Genomic DNA, 15,856 nt, shown 5'->3' with positions numbered 1-15,856 from the left:
GGGCCCATACGTTGTTTGTACTGGAAGACTTAACGGGTGTTCGAAACCGTACAGAGCGGGTTCGGGTCCAGGATCGTTATGAAACCGTTTCTTGGTCCTTCTATCAGCTGCGCCAGATGATCACGTATAAGGCCATCCTCCATGGAGGCAAAGTAATGGCGGTCGATCCTCGTTACACCTCACAAGCCTGCCCCAAATGTGAGCATACAGAGAGAGCCAATCGGGATAAGAAGAGGCACCGCTTCTGTTGTCAGAAGTGCGGGTATCGCTCGAATGATGATCGCATTGGCGCCATGAATCTTCAGCGCATTGGAATCCAGTACATCGCTGAAGTGGCTGTATAGGTATACCTATGCAATCGGGCAGCAGTCAACCTGCCTATGGTAACGCCACCCCAAGGAAGGAGGCTAACCGCCGCACTCACTTCCGGGCAGTTACAAGCTCGTGACTTGAGTCATGAGTTGTTGACGCAATGACGTTGTTTGCTCTCTTATCCGCGAACCGCTTCTCTTCCGCAGGCCTTCTTGCGACATCTTAAATGGAGGGCTATAATATGGTCAATACTGAATAAGGTGGCCGGTACGTATGGACGAATTTGCTCTTATTCGCCGTCTGACCGAACGCAGAGCTTCGTCCGGCAAAGACCTCCCGCCGCTTGTTGTCGGGATTGGAGACGACGCCGCGGTGGCGGATTGGCCCGAACGATCGCAAATCGTCATGTCCTGCGATACGATGGTGCAGGAAATTCATTTTAAGCGGGTGACGATGAAGGACCGCGATGTCGGTTACAAAGCGATGGCCTCGAACATTAGCGATATGGCGGCTATGGGCGCAGTACCGCGCTATGCTCTTGTGTCGTTAAGCGTACCCAAGGAGGTGCCTGTTGAGCGGCTGACCCAAATCTACGACGGCCTGTACGAATGCGCGGATCGCTTCCAGGTAACGGTAGCGGGAGGGGATACCTCTTCTATTTCAGGAGGTATCGTCCTCACCGTGACGATAATCGGAGCGGTCGAGCGGGGACGGGCGATTGTTCGCTCCTCCGCCCGTGCGGGGGATGCCGTGTTCGTCACGGGCTACCCGGGAGGCTCTGCCGCCGGCCTCGATTATTTGCTGCGGAGCCAGCAGCCCGCCGACACGCTCGGAGAGCTGCCGCGGCCGTACCAATCGCTCGTTCATGCGCATCAGAGGCCGGAGCCCCAGGTGAGAGCAGCCAGGCTGCTGCTGGAATCCGGCTTCGTTGGAGCGCTGAACGATATTAGCGATGGGGTGGCCAGCGAAGCGGCGGAGATCGCCGAAGCTTCCGACGTCGGGCTGCTGCTGGAGGCCAAGCGGCTTCCCGTTCATCCGGATGTCGCGGAATACGGAAGGCTGACGGGACAGGACCCGCTGGAATGGATCTTGGCCGGCGGCGAGGATTACCAGCTGCTCGGAACGGTGCGCCTCGAGGGCGTAGACAAGGTTAAGGAGCTGTTCCGGGAAGAGGGGATTCCGCTGACGGTAATCGGGACAGTGAGCGATCAATTCCAGGGAGTGCGGCTGCTTCGCTGCGACGGAACATCGGAGCCATTGGGCAGGCGAGGCTATAACCATTTTGACGCTTAGGGGATGATCACCACGCAGGCGCAATTTACTTATTATGCGGCTAATGAACAGGATACGTCCCGTCTGGCCGAAGCGCTGGTCCCGCTGATGGCGCCGGGAACAGTGCTGGCCTTGGACGGAGATCTCGGAGCCGGGAAAACGACGTTCTCTCAAGCGCTGGCTAAAGCTCTTGGAGTGACGGATGTTGTTAACAGTCCGACCTTCACGATTATTAAAGAATATGAAGGGAAGACGCTTCCTTTTTACCATATGGATGTGTACAGGATTAGCGAGGAAGAAGCGGATGAGCTTGGCCTCGATGAATATTTTTATGGCGGCGGCGTGACGGTAGTGGAGTGGGCAAGTCGAATCGACTCCTTGCTCCCTGCCGAACGGCTCACGATTTATATTGAAACGGAAGGCTTGCAGGAGCGGCGGTTTCACCTCACTCCGGAAGGTCAGGTCTATATGCAGGGATGCGAAACGCTGAAACAGAACGGAGTTATCCTATGACAGAAGATTACACTATACCCTCATCCGGCGGCGCTTGGCTGGCTCTGGACACCTCTACCTCCTCGATGACCGTGGCGGTGATCGAAGGGAATCGCCTGTTGGGCGAACGGAACACGAAAGCAGAGCGCAATCATTCGATGTATTTGCTGCCGACGATTCATGAGCTGCTGGGCGAGCTTAAGCTGCGTCCGGCCGATTTAAGCGGATTTGCCGTGGGCCGCGGACCCGGTTCTTATACCGGTGTCCGAATTGGCATCACGGTGGCGAAGACGATGGCCTGGGCGCTGGATCAGCCGGTTATCGGCGTTTCCAGCCTGGAAGCGATGGCGCTGGGAGCGGCCGATTCGTTGGCGCAAGCCCACGGCAAGCATACGCACCGCTGGATCGTGCCGCTGATGGACGCCCGCAGGGGGCAGGTCTATACCGCCTTGTTCGCGTCTGCCGCCGACGGATGGACCCGGATTCGCGAAGACGGAATCCGGCTGATGGACGTCTGGGTGGAGGAGCTGGCGAAAGCCGCCGGCCCGGAAGCAAGGGCAGCGGAGGCGGAGACTGGCGCGGCTCCAAATGCGGATGCCACTGCAAACGCGGAAGCGGTCGCAGAAGCTGAAGCTGAAGCGGCCCCAAATGCGGAACCGGCGTTAAGCCCGACAGCGGCTGCCAATGCAGGCAGTGCGGGTGCACCGATGAAACCGGAAGCGGACAGGCCTCACGAAATTTGGTTCGTCGGGGAAGTGGCGGCGTTCGCTGAAGCGATCGATCGAATGGCGGAGCTGTGGGACGGAACCTCCGGAGCTTATCCTCACGATATTCATGCGTGTGATGTCGGCAGGCTGGCCTTGCGGCTGAGCGCAGAGGGAGTCAAAGAGGATGTTCACCGGCTGGTGCCCAATTATACGCAGCTGGCTGAGGCAGAGGCCAAGCTTCTAGCCAAAAACTCGGTTAAACCTCCGGCAGGAGCGGCAGGAAAAAGGGGTGGGGAAAATCGCCCGTAACGAAACCGCGCCGACGCTTGTTTTTCGGCTTATGAAGGTAGAGGATATTGAGCAGATCTGCCTAATCGAGGAGGAGTCATTTACGACTCCCTGGACTGCCGGTGCTTTTTACAATGAGCTGGTTAACAATCATTTTGCCCGCTATATGGTTATGGAATATAACGGTGAAGTAGCCGGATATGCCGGAATGTGGTTGATTATGGACGAAGCTCATGTGACCAATATAGCCGTCAGGGAGAAATTCCGGGGCTTCAAGCTGGGACAACGGCTCGTGGTTGAGCTGAAGAAAACGGCAGGCTATTTGGGAGCCTCCCGAATGACTCTGGAAGTAAGGGAATCGAACGAAATTGCCCGGAATTTGTATCGAAAACTGGGCTTCGAGGCCAGCGGGGTACGCAAAGGATATTACTCGGATAACAATGAGGACGCCATTATCATGTGGGCGGAGTTGGGAAGCTTCCCTCAGGCATCGACGGAAGGAGCAGACGGGAGCGAATGAAGGATACGGAAAAGCAGAACAGGCCGCCTTGTTATATAGTGGCCATCGAGACAAGCTGTGACGAGACGTCGGTTGCGGTCGTGGAAGACGGAACGAAGGTGAGATCGAATATAGTCTCGAGTCAGATCGAGACTCATCGCCAATTCGGCGGGGTTGTTCCAGAGGTAGCTTCCCGGAAGCATGTGGAGACGATCACGTGGATTATGGAGGAAGCTCTGAGGGAGGCGAACATCCGGCCTCGTGATTTATCCGCGGTCGCGGTGACCCACGGCCCGGGATTAGTCGGCTCGCTGCTGGTCGGCATGGTAGCGGCCAAGGCGCTGGCGACATCGCTCGAGCTGCCGTTGATTGGCGTCCACCACATTGCCGGGCATATCTACGCGAATCGGCTGGTTCAAGAGCTGGAATATCCGCTTGTTGCGCTTGTTGTGTCGGGCGGGCATACCGATATTGTCCATGTGGAATCGGAAGGGAGCTTCCGGATTCTTGGACAAACGAGGGACGATGCGGTCGGAGAGGCGTTCGACAAAGTCGCACGCGCCCTGCAGCTGCCCTATCCGGGAGGCCCGCACATTGACCGGCTGGCGCATGAAGCGGATGAGAGCATAGCGCTGCCGAGAGCTTGGCTCGAGCCGGGCTCCTACGATTTCAGCTTCAGCGGATTGAAATCGGCCGTACTGGCCGTATTGAATCAGGCGAAGATGAAGGGGCAGGCTCTTGAGCCGGGGCATGTGGCGCGAGGCTTCCAGGAGTCGGTCATCGACGTGCTCGTCGAGAAGGCGGTGCGGGCCGCCAAGGAGAATGGCGCCCGACAGCTGCTTCTCGCAGGAGGAGTCGCGGCGAACCGCGGGCTGCGGGCCGAGCTCGGCAGACGATGCGAAGAGGAGGGAATCCCCTTGATCGTCCCGCCGTTCGAATTATGCACAGACAATGCGGCGATGATCGGGGCGGCCGCCTATTTGAAATATGTTCGAGGACAATTCTCTCCATTCGATCTGAAGGCGGAACCGCTTTTGTCTTTGGAAAAGTGGTCTGTGTAGTCGCATGGAATGGAATAGATGAACAAACATTGAAAGAGGTAAAGGGGCTATGCTCGCCCCCACTATTTTTAAATGAAGGGCATAAGTGCACTTGAATTAGATTTTTTGTTCTTTTTTAGCAAACGAGGTGCAAAAGTACACCCTATTTTACCGATAATCGGGAATTTTCCAAAAAAGGGAGATTAAAGGGCACTTTTGCACCTTAATAGATAAAATATCAAATGTGGCTCAGTTAGAGTGCACTTATGCACTCTAACTGAGCCACATTTTTTAATGCAGGGTGCAGTTGTCCACGCTACGGCGTTGCATGACGATGATCAACCGAATGGTGAGAAACTTATGACAACTATCGATCAACCCAATGGCGAAAAAGTTAGCCTGCAGTGTGTAATACCGGCAAAAATGCAGGTCTTTAGAAGAGATTTAGTTGAAACTGACTAATCTAATGCGAAAATGCAGGTAAATTTACCGATGGGTCCGATTTCTCGATTTTAATGGCTATCAACATGCATATCTGCACGTCTTCTCGGATTAATGATCGCTTTCCGCAAAAAGACATGCACTCTTGCACGTCACTGGCTCCTCAATGGATCTGCTGATAAAGCCTCCCCAGCGATATTTCCACAAAGCATGCCTCACTCAATGCTCGACAGCTCCCGCTTTATCCACATGTGAATAAGTTCCCCACTATGGATGGATGGATGAATGGATGAATGAACAATATTTTTAACGCCTGACTGTAGATGTTTCTTACGTTACTAGAATTTTCTATCCATAACATTAATTGCGATAAGAGAAGAGGGATGCTAATTTCAACCAATTTTTAAACGGCATGAAGTAACAAAATAGGATCCTTTAGCTGGTGAAGGTAGATAAAGACATATAAAGGAAAATGAAGGAAGGTGAAGCGGCTTCTGTCTCTGTGGACATAGTTATCCACAACCCATGTGGACAATGTGTATAAACTAAAAAAGTTGTTGGGAGAGTAAGGGGGAAGGACGTGCTCCTTTTGGGATAGTTTTTTCAACAAAAACTGTGGATAATGTGGATAAATCTGTTGATAGAACGAATTATTCCGTTATATCTTTAAATTTTTGTAACTTTCTATGTGGATAACGATGTGGATAACAATTAGTTCGATAGTTTTTTACTTTTTCATAAAATTTAGCCTGGTAGCCGGGCATGCAACATACGAATGAGCGCTGGAGACAAATGTCGCAGGGCGAGGATGGGAATCGGGTCATGTGCTCCATCCCTTCTTGTCGACTTTCTGTAGACCCATAACATCTAGCACGGCACTCGGATTGCATGGATTGTCGGGTGCTAGCAGTACAGGGATGGGCTGCGGAGGGAATGGATACTATAGGAATGGATAACATGTCCGGGAGGAAAAAGATGAACTTGAGATCGGGGCTCCGTTCCTTAGTACTACTTCTTGTTTGGCTGTTGATAACAGCAGGCTATATTTTGCTGTTCGCTTATTTGGGTTCTTTGGCCCAAGTCTACTCGGAGTCGGGAGAAAACTGGTACGGGGGCGGAAGAGGAGTTAGCTGCGGAATAAGCAGTGGTATCAGCAGCGGTATCAGCGGCAGTAAACACAGTAGTCTCGGTATCAGCGGCAGTAAACACAGTAGTCTCGGTATAAGCAGCAGTAAACACAGTAGTCTCGGTATAAGCAGCAGTGAACATAGTGGTATCAGTAGTGGTATCAGTAGTGGTATGAGCAGTGGCAAACACAGTGATATAAGTAACGATGCCAGTAGTGGAGTCAGCGATGGAGAGAGGGTATCGGAGAGCGAAACAGCGGAGCGTCTGACGATTCTTTCTATTCCCGGCCTATCGTTCCTGGAATTAACGGAACCGTGGCTGACCCAGATGCCCGAGCTTCAGCGTCTCCTACGAGAGGGAGCGTTGGGAGCAGTTAATACGCGGTTAGCAGGACAAGGTGGCAAGGACAGCTACGTGTCGATCGGCTCAGGAAGACGGAGTGTGAGCGGCCCTGCGCAGGCTTATACTCAGCGGGAAAAGGTAGAAGGGTATTCGGCTAATCTGATTTACCGGCGATACACAGGAACGGATTCGGGCCAGGAGGCCATCGTGATCCCGTCTATAGACCGCATGAGGCGGGCGAATCAGTCCTCATCTTATCGGGGGCGTCCCGGTTCGTTAGGAGACTTGCTAAGAAGGAATTATATCCAGACGAACGTGTGGGGAAATGCAGATGTGGAAGGGGAAGCAGAATCAGAAGGAACGGGTTCAGGTAAAGGACTGCGTCGTTATGCTGCCTTCGCCTTAATGACTCGTCAGGGCACTGTAGAGCAGGGAGATGTGAGCCAGGCTACATTAATGCCCTCCCCTTATCATGCTGGGGGAGTGACGACGGACTATTCTTTCCTGACGAACAAATGGCGGCAAAGAGCTGATCGCTCGATTTCCCTTTTGGAACTGGGGGACCTGCAGAGGCTTTATACTTTCAAGTCTCGTTATTCAGAGAACAGCTTCTTGGCCCACCAACAAGTCGTGCTTAAAGAGATCGACCATTTTATTGGAACCGTTCGTAATCAAATAGGGGACAATGAAGAGCTATGGATTCTGTCCCCCGGAGTTCACTCGGAGGCGAATCGGCGAAAGCTGACGATGTCTCCGTTGTTGCTTTATCGGAAGGACGGACAGCGGGGGTTGGTCCGAACGGAGTCGACCCGCCGCGACGGAATAGTCACATTATTGGATTTGACCCCTACTATCACAGATCGGTTAGGTTTGGGCAATGAGAAGGATTGGACCGGCAAAGCAGTGAGCATCAAGCCCTATGAACAGCCTCTCTCTTTTTTACAGCGGGAATTGGGGCGGATGGAGGCTGTTTATCGGCTCAGACCTCCTTTATTGACCGCTTTTACGGTCTATGAAATGATTGTGCTTTTCTTCGGTCTGTATTTCGTCTGGTTTCAAAAAAACAGGGACAGTCCAATCATGCGGGCTCTCTTGTGGTCTATTCTGGTTGCCCCGGTGTTGTTATTTGCATTGGGCTGGGGAGTGGGAGGTTCGGGTCTCGTCATTAGTCAAGGGGGGAGCGGAGTCCATGCCGCAGCTAGTCATGGAAGTTATGGGACGTGGATAGACATCAGCCAGGTTGTCCTGCTTGTTGTCATGTTGGCAGCGATAAGTGCAGGGCTGGCGCGAATGAATCTGCTGGCCGCTTTCAGCTTGATTGGTGTGGTTACCGCATCGGTGCTGCTGCTGGACGGATGGACGGGGGCAGAGGTAATGAAGCGTTCCGTTCTTGGCTATGATCCGATCATTGGAGCCCGATTCTATGGGATGGGCAATGAACTGATGGGTGTGCTGGTCGGTTCGGCTGCTTTAGGAACGATGGCTTGGGCTCAGAATGGGAGGAGAGCAAGCAGGATCTCTTGGCGCCAAGGAAGCTTGGCTGCCAAGCCGCTGCTGGTCTGGGGATTGGCTGGAGGCTATGCCGCGCTGCTGCTTTACCTGGCGATGCCGTCAGGCGGGGCTAATGCGGGCGGAGCAATTACTGCATCAGTAGCCTTGGGGATGTCCTGGCTGGGTCTGGGGACGGCTGACCGGCCTCCCCGACCCCGCATTCGGACAATATGGCTTATACTTGTTCTGTTGATCACCGCGCTAATTGTTCTATGGGTGGCTAATGCTGTCTTAAAGGGGGCGTCTTCCAGCCATATTGGTGATTCATTCCGCTACCTGTTGGCCGGGAATGGAGGGGAGATTCGCTCCATCATCGCTAGGAAGCTAAAGATGAACCTTCATTTGATCCGCGTCTCCATCTGGAGCAAAGTCGTACTGACTTGTGTGCTGGTCATTGCCGCCCTATTGCTGAAACCGCCTCGCAGAATGCTCTGCTGGAAAAAGGCTTATCCTCTATTGGTTAACGGGTGGATCGCAATTACGATGGGTGCAGTAGTAGCCCTAGTTTTCAACGATTCCGGTATTGTCGCCGCTGGAACGATGATCACTTACGCCACTGTTCCTATGCTGCTTGTCGCTGTCGAGGAGAACGCTCATTCCATCAGTTCTTCCCATTGAGCGTACAACTGCTCCAACTGAGCTTTTGTTTGCTCGAGCTCATCGTTTTTTTGTTGAACGAGGACGTAGTCGTTGAATACTTCCGGCTGAGCCAGTTCTTCCTCGATTTCTGACGCTGTACGCTCGGCGGCTGCAATGTCTGCTTCCAGCTGATCGAGCTTGCGTCTGCGGCTGCGTTCTTCCCGCTTGGCCAGTTTATCCGCTTCATAGTCGGTCAACGGCTCTTCCATCACCATTTTCTTGCTGGCGTTCGCGGCAACTGCTTTTTCCCGTTCGGCCTTTAGCTCGGCTAGCTCTTCTTTCTTCTCTACATAATCGTCGTAGTTCCCTAAATAGGCTGTAATCCCGGCTGGCGATAATTCCAGCACCCGTTCCGCCATTTTGTTAAGAAAATATCGGTCGTGAGAAATAAATAGCAAGGTTCCCTCGTAATCGATAAGCGAAGCCTCCAGAACTTCTTTGCTGAAAAGATCAAGATGGTTGGTCGGCTCATCCAGAATGAGCACGTTCGCGTTAAGCAGCATCAGCTTCGCCAGGGACACCCGGGCCTTTTCCCCGCCGCTTAAAGAGGCAATTTTATTAAACACCTCTTCGCCGCTAAACAAGAAATTGCCCAGCACGGTACGAATTCGGGCTTCCTCCAAATGAGGATACGCGCTCCACACCTCTTCGAGTACAGTATGATTCGGATTCAAGCCGGACTGATCCTGATCATAGTATCCGATAGTGACATTGCTTCCCCAGTAGAAGGTTCCCCGCTTCGGTGTGAGCCTATCGGTCAATACTTTTAATAACGAAGATTTGCCGATTCCATTAGGGCCAATTAACGCTACCGTTTCTCCCCGGTCCAGATGAAAGGAAACCTGGCTAAACAGCTCGTTATCGTCATAAGCGACCGCCAGCTGTTCGGCATGCAGCACTTCTTTGCCCGATTGCCGTTCGATCTCGAAGGAAAAGGACGCTTTCTTCAATTCCCCGAGCGGCTTGTCCAGCCGATCCATTTTCTCCAGCGCTTTGCGGCGGCTTTGGGCCCGTTTGGTGGTGGAGGCGCGGGCGAGATTTCTCTGGACGAAATCTTCCATCTTGGCGATTTCTTCTTGTTGTTTTTCATAATGCTTTAATTCTACCGCATACTCTGCCGCCTTCGTTTCGATATAACGGGAATAGTTCCCTGTGTAACGGCGGGAGGAATGCCTCTCGATTTCATAGATCGTGTGAACCAGAGCATCGAGAAAATACCGGTCATGGGATACGACGAGAATCGAGCCGGGATACCCGCGGAGATAGTCCTCCAGCCAGGTTAACGTTTCGATATCGAGATGGTTGGTCGGCTCGTCCAGCATGAGCAGGTCGGGCTCCTGTAGAAGCAGCTTGGCCAGAGCCAGCCGCGTCCGCTGCCCGCCGCTCAGCGTGTGGACTATCGTGTCGGAAGGGAAATCGCCGAATCCCATTCCGTGGAGAATCCCGCGAATTTTGGCTTCTATTTCGTAGCCGCCTTGCTCGCGAAACGATTCCGATCGGGACGCATAGCGATTCATAGTTTCTTCATAGCGCTTCTCGTCGCTAAGCAGGTCAGGGTCGGCCATACGGGTCTCCAGCTCGCGAAGCTCTTGCTCCAGCTTCAGAAGATGGGCAAATACTTCACGCATTTCCTGATAGATCGTCCGATCTGAATTCAGACCGCTGTTCTGGGCCAAGTAGCCGATTCGCGTCTCTTTAGCTTTGAAAATCTCGCCGCTGTCATAGGAAAGCTCTCCGGCCAAAATTTGCAGAAGCGTCGATTTGCCCGCTCCATTCACGCCGACCAGTCCAATCCTTTCCCGTTCCAATATTTGCAGTGATATATTTGTAAGCACCGGGCGAACTCCGTAGCTTTTACTTATATTTGAAGCTTGAAGCAGCATTTTTAGTAAACCTCCGAATAAAATACTTGCACTCTGGTCCCCGCTTGCCCTTCTCTTCTTGCGGAGACTTTCGTGGGTTAACGGACTAACTATAGTTTAGCTGATCTTAAGTCTTTACACTAGTGCAGAGGATAGTCTTTATAGCGATTATGTAATTTTTTTGGACCGTCTTTTTATTCTCTTTGCCGATGTGCTACAATATGGTGGAAGGCATATATTAGAAACTGGAAAGGCAACGCAAGTATGATGATAGATAGGGACCGGAAACGATTGCTTCGTCAACAGGCGGAAGCCCGACGATCCGCGCTACCCGAATCCGAACGCCGGGTCAAATCCGAGACGATTTGCCGGGGGGCGATCCGTTATTTAGCGGAAGAGCCTGCTTTGTTGTCCGGAGGGAGAGCGCTTTTTGTTTACCTTCCATTCCGTACCGAGCTTGATGTTTCGCCGCTCATGCAATGGGGCTGGAGCAGGGGGATTCCTGTAGCCGTTCCCCGTACCAATACGCTCTCTAAAGAGATGGAGCCGGTTATTATTTCTTCTATGGAAGAAGTGGAATTAAGCGGCCCATGGGGGATACGCGAGCCTAAAGCGGAATGTCCGAGGCTGCAGGAGCTGGATCAGATCGGCTGCATCGTTATGCCTGGCCTGGCTTTCGATGATCAACGGAGGCGTTTAGGCTATGGGGGCGGCTATTATGACCGCTTTTTGGCCGGGTTCGAACGGCAATGCCTGCCATTACCTGTCCGAATCGCCCTTGCGTTCGACGTTCAGATCATTCCGGAAGTGCCGGAAGAGAAGCACGACTATCGGGTGGACGTTCTAATTACGGAGAGCGTCATGATCCGCTAGCTTTATATAGTAATATTATTATAATGCGAAACTTAAACGCCATACCTTCTGTTCCCCCCATCGCTGTCATTAATTTGCCGGGAGGGGTGTATGGTCGCTAACCCTATTTCACGAACAGAATCCTGGTATTGGATAACAGTTATGGAAGAGGAGGAGCTCTCATGCGCTGGAAAGTGGCCATTCTGACCGCCAGTGATAAAGGATCCAGAGGCGAGAGGGAAGATACCAGTGCCCAGGTCATCCGCGAATTGGTCGAGGAAGAAATGAACGGAGAGATTGTAGAATACCGGATTGTTCCGGATGAAATAAAAGAAATTATGGCGTCATTGATTGAAATGACCGATTATTATCAGGCTGATTTGATTTTCACCGCGGGCGGGACGGGGCTCGGTCCAAGAGACGTTACTCCGGAGGCAACGCTTCAGGTGATAGACAGGCAAGTCCCGGGGCTTGCAGAGGCCATGCGAATGAAAGCCATGCAAAAGTCGCCGGAGGCTATGCTGCTCCGTGGGATTAGCGGAATTCGCGGCTCGACGTTGATCGTTAATTTGCCCGGCAAGCCTGAAGGCGTTCATGAAGGTTTGGCGGCCATAATTGAGCAGCTTCCTTTGGCGCTTAGCTCTTTAAGGGGAGCGAACAATGGAAATTCATAAAATCGGTTGTTGGTAGCTGGGGACTTGTTCAATAAATTGTAAATTGTACAGAGGATTAGATTAGGGTTACAATGGGACTATTAGTTTAATGTCGTGATAGGCTTTGTTTCGATGCTGTCCTTGCTTGTTTTTAAAGTCAGAGCAATGATCGGAACAGAGGGACAGGTTGAAAAAGCGGAGGATTCCCTCCCGTCGTTAACAATACAAACTAATGGAAAGGGTGTGCAATATGGCTGGAATCGGAACAACCGGTGTTATTTTGATCATTCTGGTCGCTCTTTTGTTGTTTGGACCGAATAAGCTTCCGGAGCTGGGACGCGCATTTGGCAGAACATTGAGAGAGTTCAAGAACGGAGCTAAAGATATCATGTCGGATGAAGAACAACCCAAGCGTAAAGAGGTTTATCAAGACAATACGGACTCCCGTGTATCTATGTCCGAAGACTCCGATCGTCCGCGCGATACGAAAAGACTGCCGGATTAATTCCATTTCGGCGGTTTCGTACTGACGCATTATAGAGAGAAGATCGGTTGGTGAAGCTATGCAGGAAGAATCGATGACCCTGGTCGAGCATTTGACGGAGCTTCGCAAACGCTTGATCTGGGTAATTGTTGTTCTAGTCATCGCGATGATCGGGGGCTTCTTCGCAGCGATTCATCTGTTGGAATATTTCAAATCCGTCCCTCCCGCATCGGAGATCGAATGGAATGCTTTCGCCCTATGGGATGGAATCAATATTTATATGCAGTTCGCTTTTATTATAGCGTTGATTGTCGTATTGCCGTTTACTCTTTATCAGATATGGGCTTTTGTTAAGCCGGGATTGAGAGAGAGCGAACAGAAGGCGACCTTGAGGTATATTCCGTTTACGGTGGCGATGTTTCTTTTTGGACTGGCTTTTTCTTATTTTGTTGTTTTTAAAATGGCCTTCCAGTTTACATCGACCATTAACCGTAATATCGGGCTCACGGAAACCTATGGCATTATTCAATATTTTTCGTTCATGTTTAATATCCTACTCCCCATTTCGTTATTGTTCGAGCTTCCTATTGTCGTCATGTTTCTGACGAAGCTGCGGATTCTTAACCCGCTGCGCCTGCGCAAATTGCGGAGATACGCCTACATGGTGCTCGTTATAATCGGAACGGTGATTACGCCTCCTGATTTAATCTCGGATATTCTCGTCATCATTCCGCTTATTTTATTGTACGAGTTCAGTGTCTTCCTGTCGGGAAGCATCTACCGCAAGCAGCTGGAGAAGGATCGGGAATGGGAAGAGGAGTATGGAGAGAATTAAGCCTATAGATGCGTTACCGCCTAGTAAGCCAGGGAGATCCCTGGCTTAAGTTGTTGTTGAACAAAGACTTAAGAAGCGTAATTAGCACTTGGAGGCTAAATGTCCCTTCTCAGACTGGTGAAAAAGGTTTTATAGCACTTGAGCACCTAACTTTCAATTCAAAGTTAGAGCATTTGTACTCTTATTTCGTCCCGCCATGAGCTTGCGCAGTTAGTTTGGCAGAAAAAGCAGTCAAGCATTGATTTCGAGATTAAGCCGTTGACGAGATCCATATATCCGTTGATCCTATGTACTCGAGTGTGTTAAAAAAATATGAAAATTCCCCCAAAACTACTTGCAAAAGGTTGGGAAAATGTTTATGATAAAAAGTGTTATTAGCACTTGAACATAACGAGTGCTAATTCGGCTACATAGGCCGCTAAAGCAAAATTTAAAGGAGGCTATTTATCCATGATCAAACCTTTAGGCGATCGCGTTGTAATCGAAGCCATTGCTAAGGAGGAAACTACTGCTAGCGGTATCGTATTACCGGATACGGCCAAAGAAAAGCCGCAAGAAGGTAAAGTCGTTGCAGTAGGCAGCGGAGCGTTGAAGGACGGGGAGCGCATTCCTTTGGAAGTGAAAGAAGGAGACCGGGTACTTTTCTCCAAATACGCTGGCACGGAAGTAAAATTCGAAGGCCGCGAGCTACTGATCATGCGTGAAAGCGACATTCTCGCTGTATTAGCTTAAACCCGATAGATACCGGTTCTGGGACAAGACCGTAAATATTAATCATATTGAAACAGGAGGGTTTTATAAACATGGCCAAAGACATTATGTTTAGCGAAGACGCACGTCGTGCGATGCTCCGTGGAGTAGACGCTTTAGCGAATGCGGTAAAAGTGACTTTGGGTCCGAAAGGGCGCAACGTTGTTCTTGAGAAGAAATTCGGAAGCCCGTTGATTACTAACGACGGTGTGACGATTGCCAAAGAAATCGAGCTGGAAGATGCTTTTGAAAACATGGGAGCTCAACTTGTTAAAGAAGTAGCTACCAAAACCAACGATGTAGCCGGAGACGGAACGACAACCGCTACTGTATTGGCTCAAGCGATGATTCGCGAAGGACTGAAGAACGTTACTTCCGGCGCCAACCCTATGGTTATCCGCAAAGGGATTGAAGGGGCTGTAAAAACAGCTGTAGCCGAATTGCAAAAAATTTCCAAGCCGATCGAAGGCAAAAACTCCATCGCTCAAGTGGCCGCTATTTCTTCCGGCGACGACGAAGTAGGCGAACTGATTGCCGAAGCTATGGAAAAGGTCGGAAATGACGGAGTTATTACCGTTGAAGAATCCAAAGGCTTCGCTACGGAGCTGGAAGTGGTCGAAGGTATGCAATTCGATCGCGGATACATCTCTCCTTACATGATTACCGATACGGATAAAATGGAGGCTGTTCTCGACGAGCCGTACATCCTGATCACCGACAAGAAAATCGCCAACATTCAGGAAGTTCTTCCTGTATTGGAGAAGGTCGTTCAACAAGGCCGTCCATTGCTGATCATTGCAGAAGATGTAGAAGGCGAAGCTCTCGCTACTCTCGTAGTGAACAGACTGCGCGGAACATTTACTTGCGTTGCGGTTAAAGCTCCTGGCTTCGGAGATCGCCGCAAAGCTATGCTTGGCGATATCGCTGCCTTGACTGGCGGTCAAGTGATTACGGAAGAGCTTGGCTTAGAGCTGAAATCGACTAGCGTAGAGCAGCTTGGACGTTCCCGTCAAGTGCGTGTAACGAAAGAAAACACCATTATCGTGGACGGTTCCGGCGACAAGAAGGACATCGGCGTCCGCATTTCGCAAATCAGAACTCAATTGGAAGAAACGACTTCCGAGTTCGATAAAGAAAAACTGCAAGAGCGTCTGGCTAAATTGTCCGGCGGTGTAGCTGTAATCAAAGTAGGTGCAGCTACAGAAACCGAGCTTAAAGAGCGCAAGCTGCGCATCGAAGACGCATTGAACTCCACTCGTGCTGCTGTAGAAGAAGGAATCGTATCCGGTGGAGGTACGGCTCTGGTTAACATCTACAAAGCGGTAGAAGGCGTAGAAGCTTCCGGCGATGAGAAAACCGGTGTGAACATCGTTCTCCGCGCATTGGAGGAGCCTGTGCGCATCATTGCTTCGAATGCGGGTCTGGAAGGCTCCGTTGTTGTTGAGCGCCTCAAAGGCGAAAAGCTTGGCGTAGGCTTCAACGCAGCTACTGGCGAATGGGTAAACATGATTGACGCAGGTATCGTAGACCCTGCCAAAGTTACCCGCTCCGCGCTGCAAAACGCCGCTTCCGTGGCAGCTATGTTCCTGACCACTGAAGCTGTTGTTGCCGACAAACCGGAACCCGATAAGCCGGCTATGCCTGACATGGGCGGAATGGGTGGAATGGGCGGCATGATGTAATACGGGCTGAAAAGCCTGTAGCATCAA

14 protein-coding genes are annotated in these 15,856 nt (G+C 51.3%); 13 read left to right on the top strand and 1 reads right to left on the bottom strand.

Going from position 1 to position 15,856, the window contains the following annotated elements; translation table 11 throughout:
• The 7 genes from KJS69_RS21530 to KJS69_RS21500 all read left to right on the top strand — a co-directional run.
• On the top strand, positions 1 to 344 hold a 344-nt coding region (locus KJS69_RS21530; protein ID WP_213585847.1), incomplete at its 5' end, for a zinc ribbon domain-containing protein.
• A 241-nt stretch (positions 345 to 585) separates the two neighbouring features.
• Positions 586 to 1,605, top strand: coding sequence for a thiamine-phosphate kinase (thiL, locus tag KJS69_RS21525; protein ID WP_213585846.1), 1,020 nt, complete (start codon positions 586 to 588; stop codon positions 1,603 to 1,605).
• A 3-nt stretch (positions 1,606 to 1,608) separates the two neighbouring features.
• On the top strand, positions 1,609 to 2,097 hold the full coding sequence (gene tsaE, locus KJS69_RS21520; RefSeq protein WP_213585845.1) for a tRNA (adenosine(37)-N6)-threonylcarbamoyltransferase complex ATPase subunit type 1 TsaE: 489 nt from the start codon (positions 1,609 to 1,611) through the stop codon (positions 2,095 to 2,097).
• Positions 2,094 to 3,092 carry a tRNA (adenosine(37)-N6)-threonylcarbamoyltransferase complex dimerization subunit type 1 TsaB gene (tsaB, locus tag KJS69_RS21515; protein ID WP_213585844.1) on the top strand — a complete coding sequence of 333 codons (999 nt, stop codon included), beginning with the start codon at positions 2,094 to 2,096 and terminating at the stop codon, positions 3,090 to 3,092. The genes tsaE and tsaB overlap by 4 nt, the downstream gene beginning before the upstream one ends.
• 31 nt (positions 3,093 to 3,123) lie before the next feature.
• Positions 3,124 to 3,591 carry a ribosomal protein S18-alanine N-acetyltransferase gene (gene rimI, locus KJS69_RS21510; RefSeq protein WP_213585859.1) on the top strand — a complete coding sequence of 156 codons (468 nt, stop codon included), beginning with the start codon at positions 3,124 to 3,126 and terminating at the stop codon, positions 3,589 to 3,591.
• On the top strand, positions 3,588 to 4,631 hold the full coding sequence (gene tsaD / locus KJS69_RS21505; protein WP_213585843.1) for a tRNA (adenosine(37)-N6)-threonylcarbamoyltransferase complex transferase subunit TsaD: 1,044 nt from the start codon (positions 3,588 to 3,590) through the stop codon (positions 4,629 to 4,631). The genes rimI and tsaD overlap by 4 nt, the downstream gene beginning before the upstream one ends.
• 1,395 nt (positions 4,632 to 6,026) lie before the next feature.
• Positions 6,027 to 8,690: an alkaline phosphatase family protein gene (locus KJS69_RS21500; RefSeq protein WP_213585842.1), complete on the top strand. Its 2,664-nt coding sequence runs from the start codon at positions 6,027 to 6,029 to the stop codon at positions 8,688 to 8,690.
• Here the strand turns inward: KJS69_RS21500 and KJS69_RS21495 are convergent.
• Positions 8,666 to 10,594, bottom strand: a complete 1,929-nt coding sequence (locus KJS69_RS21495; protein WP_213585841.1) for an ABC-F family ATP-binding cassette domain-containing protein — start codon at positions 10,592 to 10,594, stop codon at positions 8,666 to 8,668. The two genes, KJS69_RS21500 and KJS69_RS21495, sit on opposite strands and share 25 nt — an antisense overlap.
• Before the next feature lie 243 nt (positions 10,595 to 10,837).
• Here KJS69_RS21495 and KJS69_RS21490 point away from each other — a divergent pair, with 243 nt between their 5' ends.
• The 6 genes from KJS69_RS21490 (at position 10,838) to groL (ending at position 15,829) form a co-directional block, all read left to right on the top strand.
• Positions 10,838 to 11,446, top strand: coding sequence for a 5-formyltetrahydrofolate cyclo-ligase (locus KJS69_RS21490; RefSeq protein ID WP_213585840.1), 609 nt, complete (start codon positions 10,838 to 10,840; stop codon positions 11,444 to 11,446).
• Between the two features lie 161 nt (positions 11,447 to 11,607).
• Positions 11,608 to 12,099 (top strand): MogA/MoaB family molybdenum cofactor biosynthesis protein, encoded by a 492-nt coding sequence (locus tag KJS69_RS21485; RefSeq protein ID WP_213585839.1) that lies wholly within the window; start codon positions 11,608 to 11,610, stop codon positions 12,097 to 12,099.
• Positions 12,100 to 12,328: 229 nt separating this feature from the next.
• Positions 12,329 to 12,583, top strand: a complete 255-nt coding sequence (locus KJS69_RS21480; RefSeq protein ID WP_213585838.1) for a twin-arginine translocase TatA/TatE family subunit — start codon at positions 12,329 to 12,331, stop codon at positions 12,581 to 12,583.
• Positions 12,584 to 12,641: 58 nt separating this feature from the next.
• The gene (gene tatC / locus KJS69_RS21475; protein ID WP_213585837.1) at positions 12,642 to 13,397 is read left to right on the top strand and encodes a twin-arginine translocase subunit TatC; all 756 of its coding nucleotides are present in this window, start codon (positions 12,642 to 12,644) and stop codon (positions 13,395 to 13,397) included.
• 450 nt (positions 13,398 to 13,847) lie between these two features.
• Complete coding sequence (gene groES, locus KJS69_RS21470) at positions 13,848 to 14,129, top strand: co-chaperone GroES (protein WP_213585836.1); 282 nt, start codon at positions 13,848 to 13,850, stop codon at positions 14,127 to 14,129.
• A gap of 71 nt (positions 14,130 to 14,200) precedes the next feature.
• Positions 14,201 to 15,829: a chaperonin GroEL gene (groL, locus tag KJS69_RS21465; RefSeq protein ID WP_213585835.1), complete on the top strand. Its 1,629-nt coding sequence runs from the start codon at positions 14,201 to 14,203 to the stop codon at positions 15,827 to 15,829.
• Positions 15,830 to 15,856: the final 27 nt, after the last annotated feature.

Source organism: Paenibacillus sp. J2TS4, assembly GCF_018403245.1.
Lineage (GTDB): Bacteria > Bacillota > Bacilli > Paenibacillales > NBRC-103111 > Paenibacillus_L.
The sequence above is the reverse complement of the archived record's forward strand: the minus strand, read 5'-3'. Positions and strand labels throughout refer to the sequence as shown.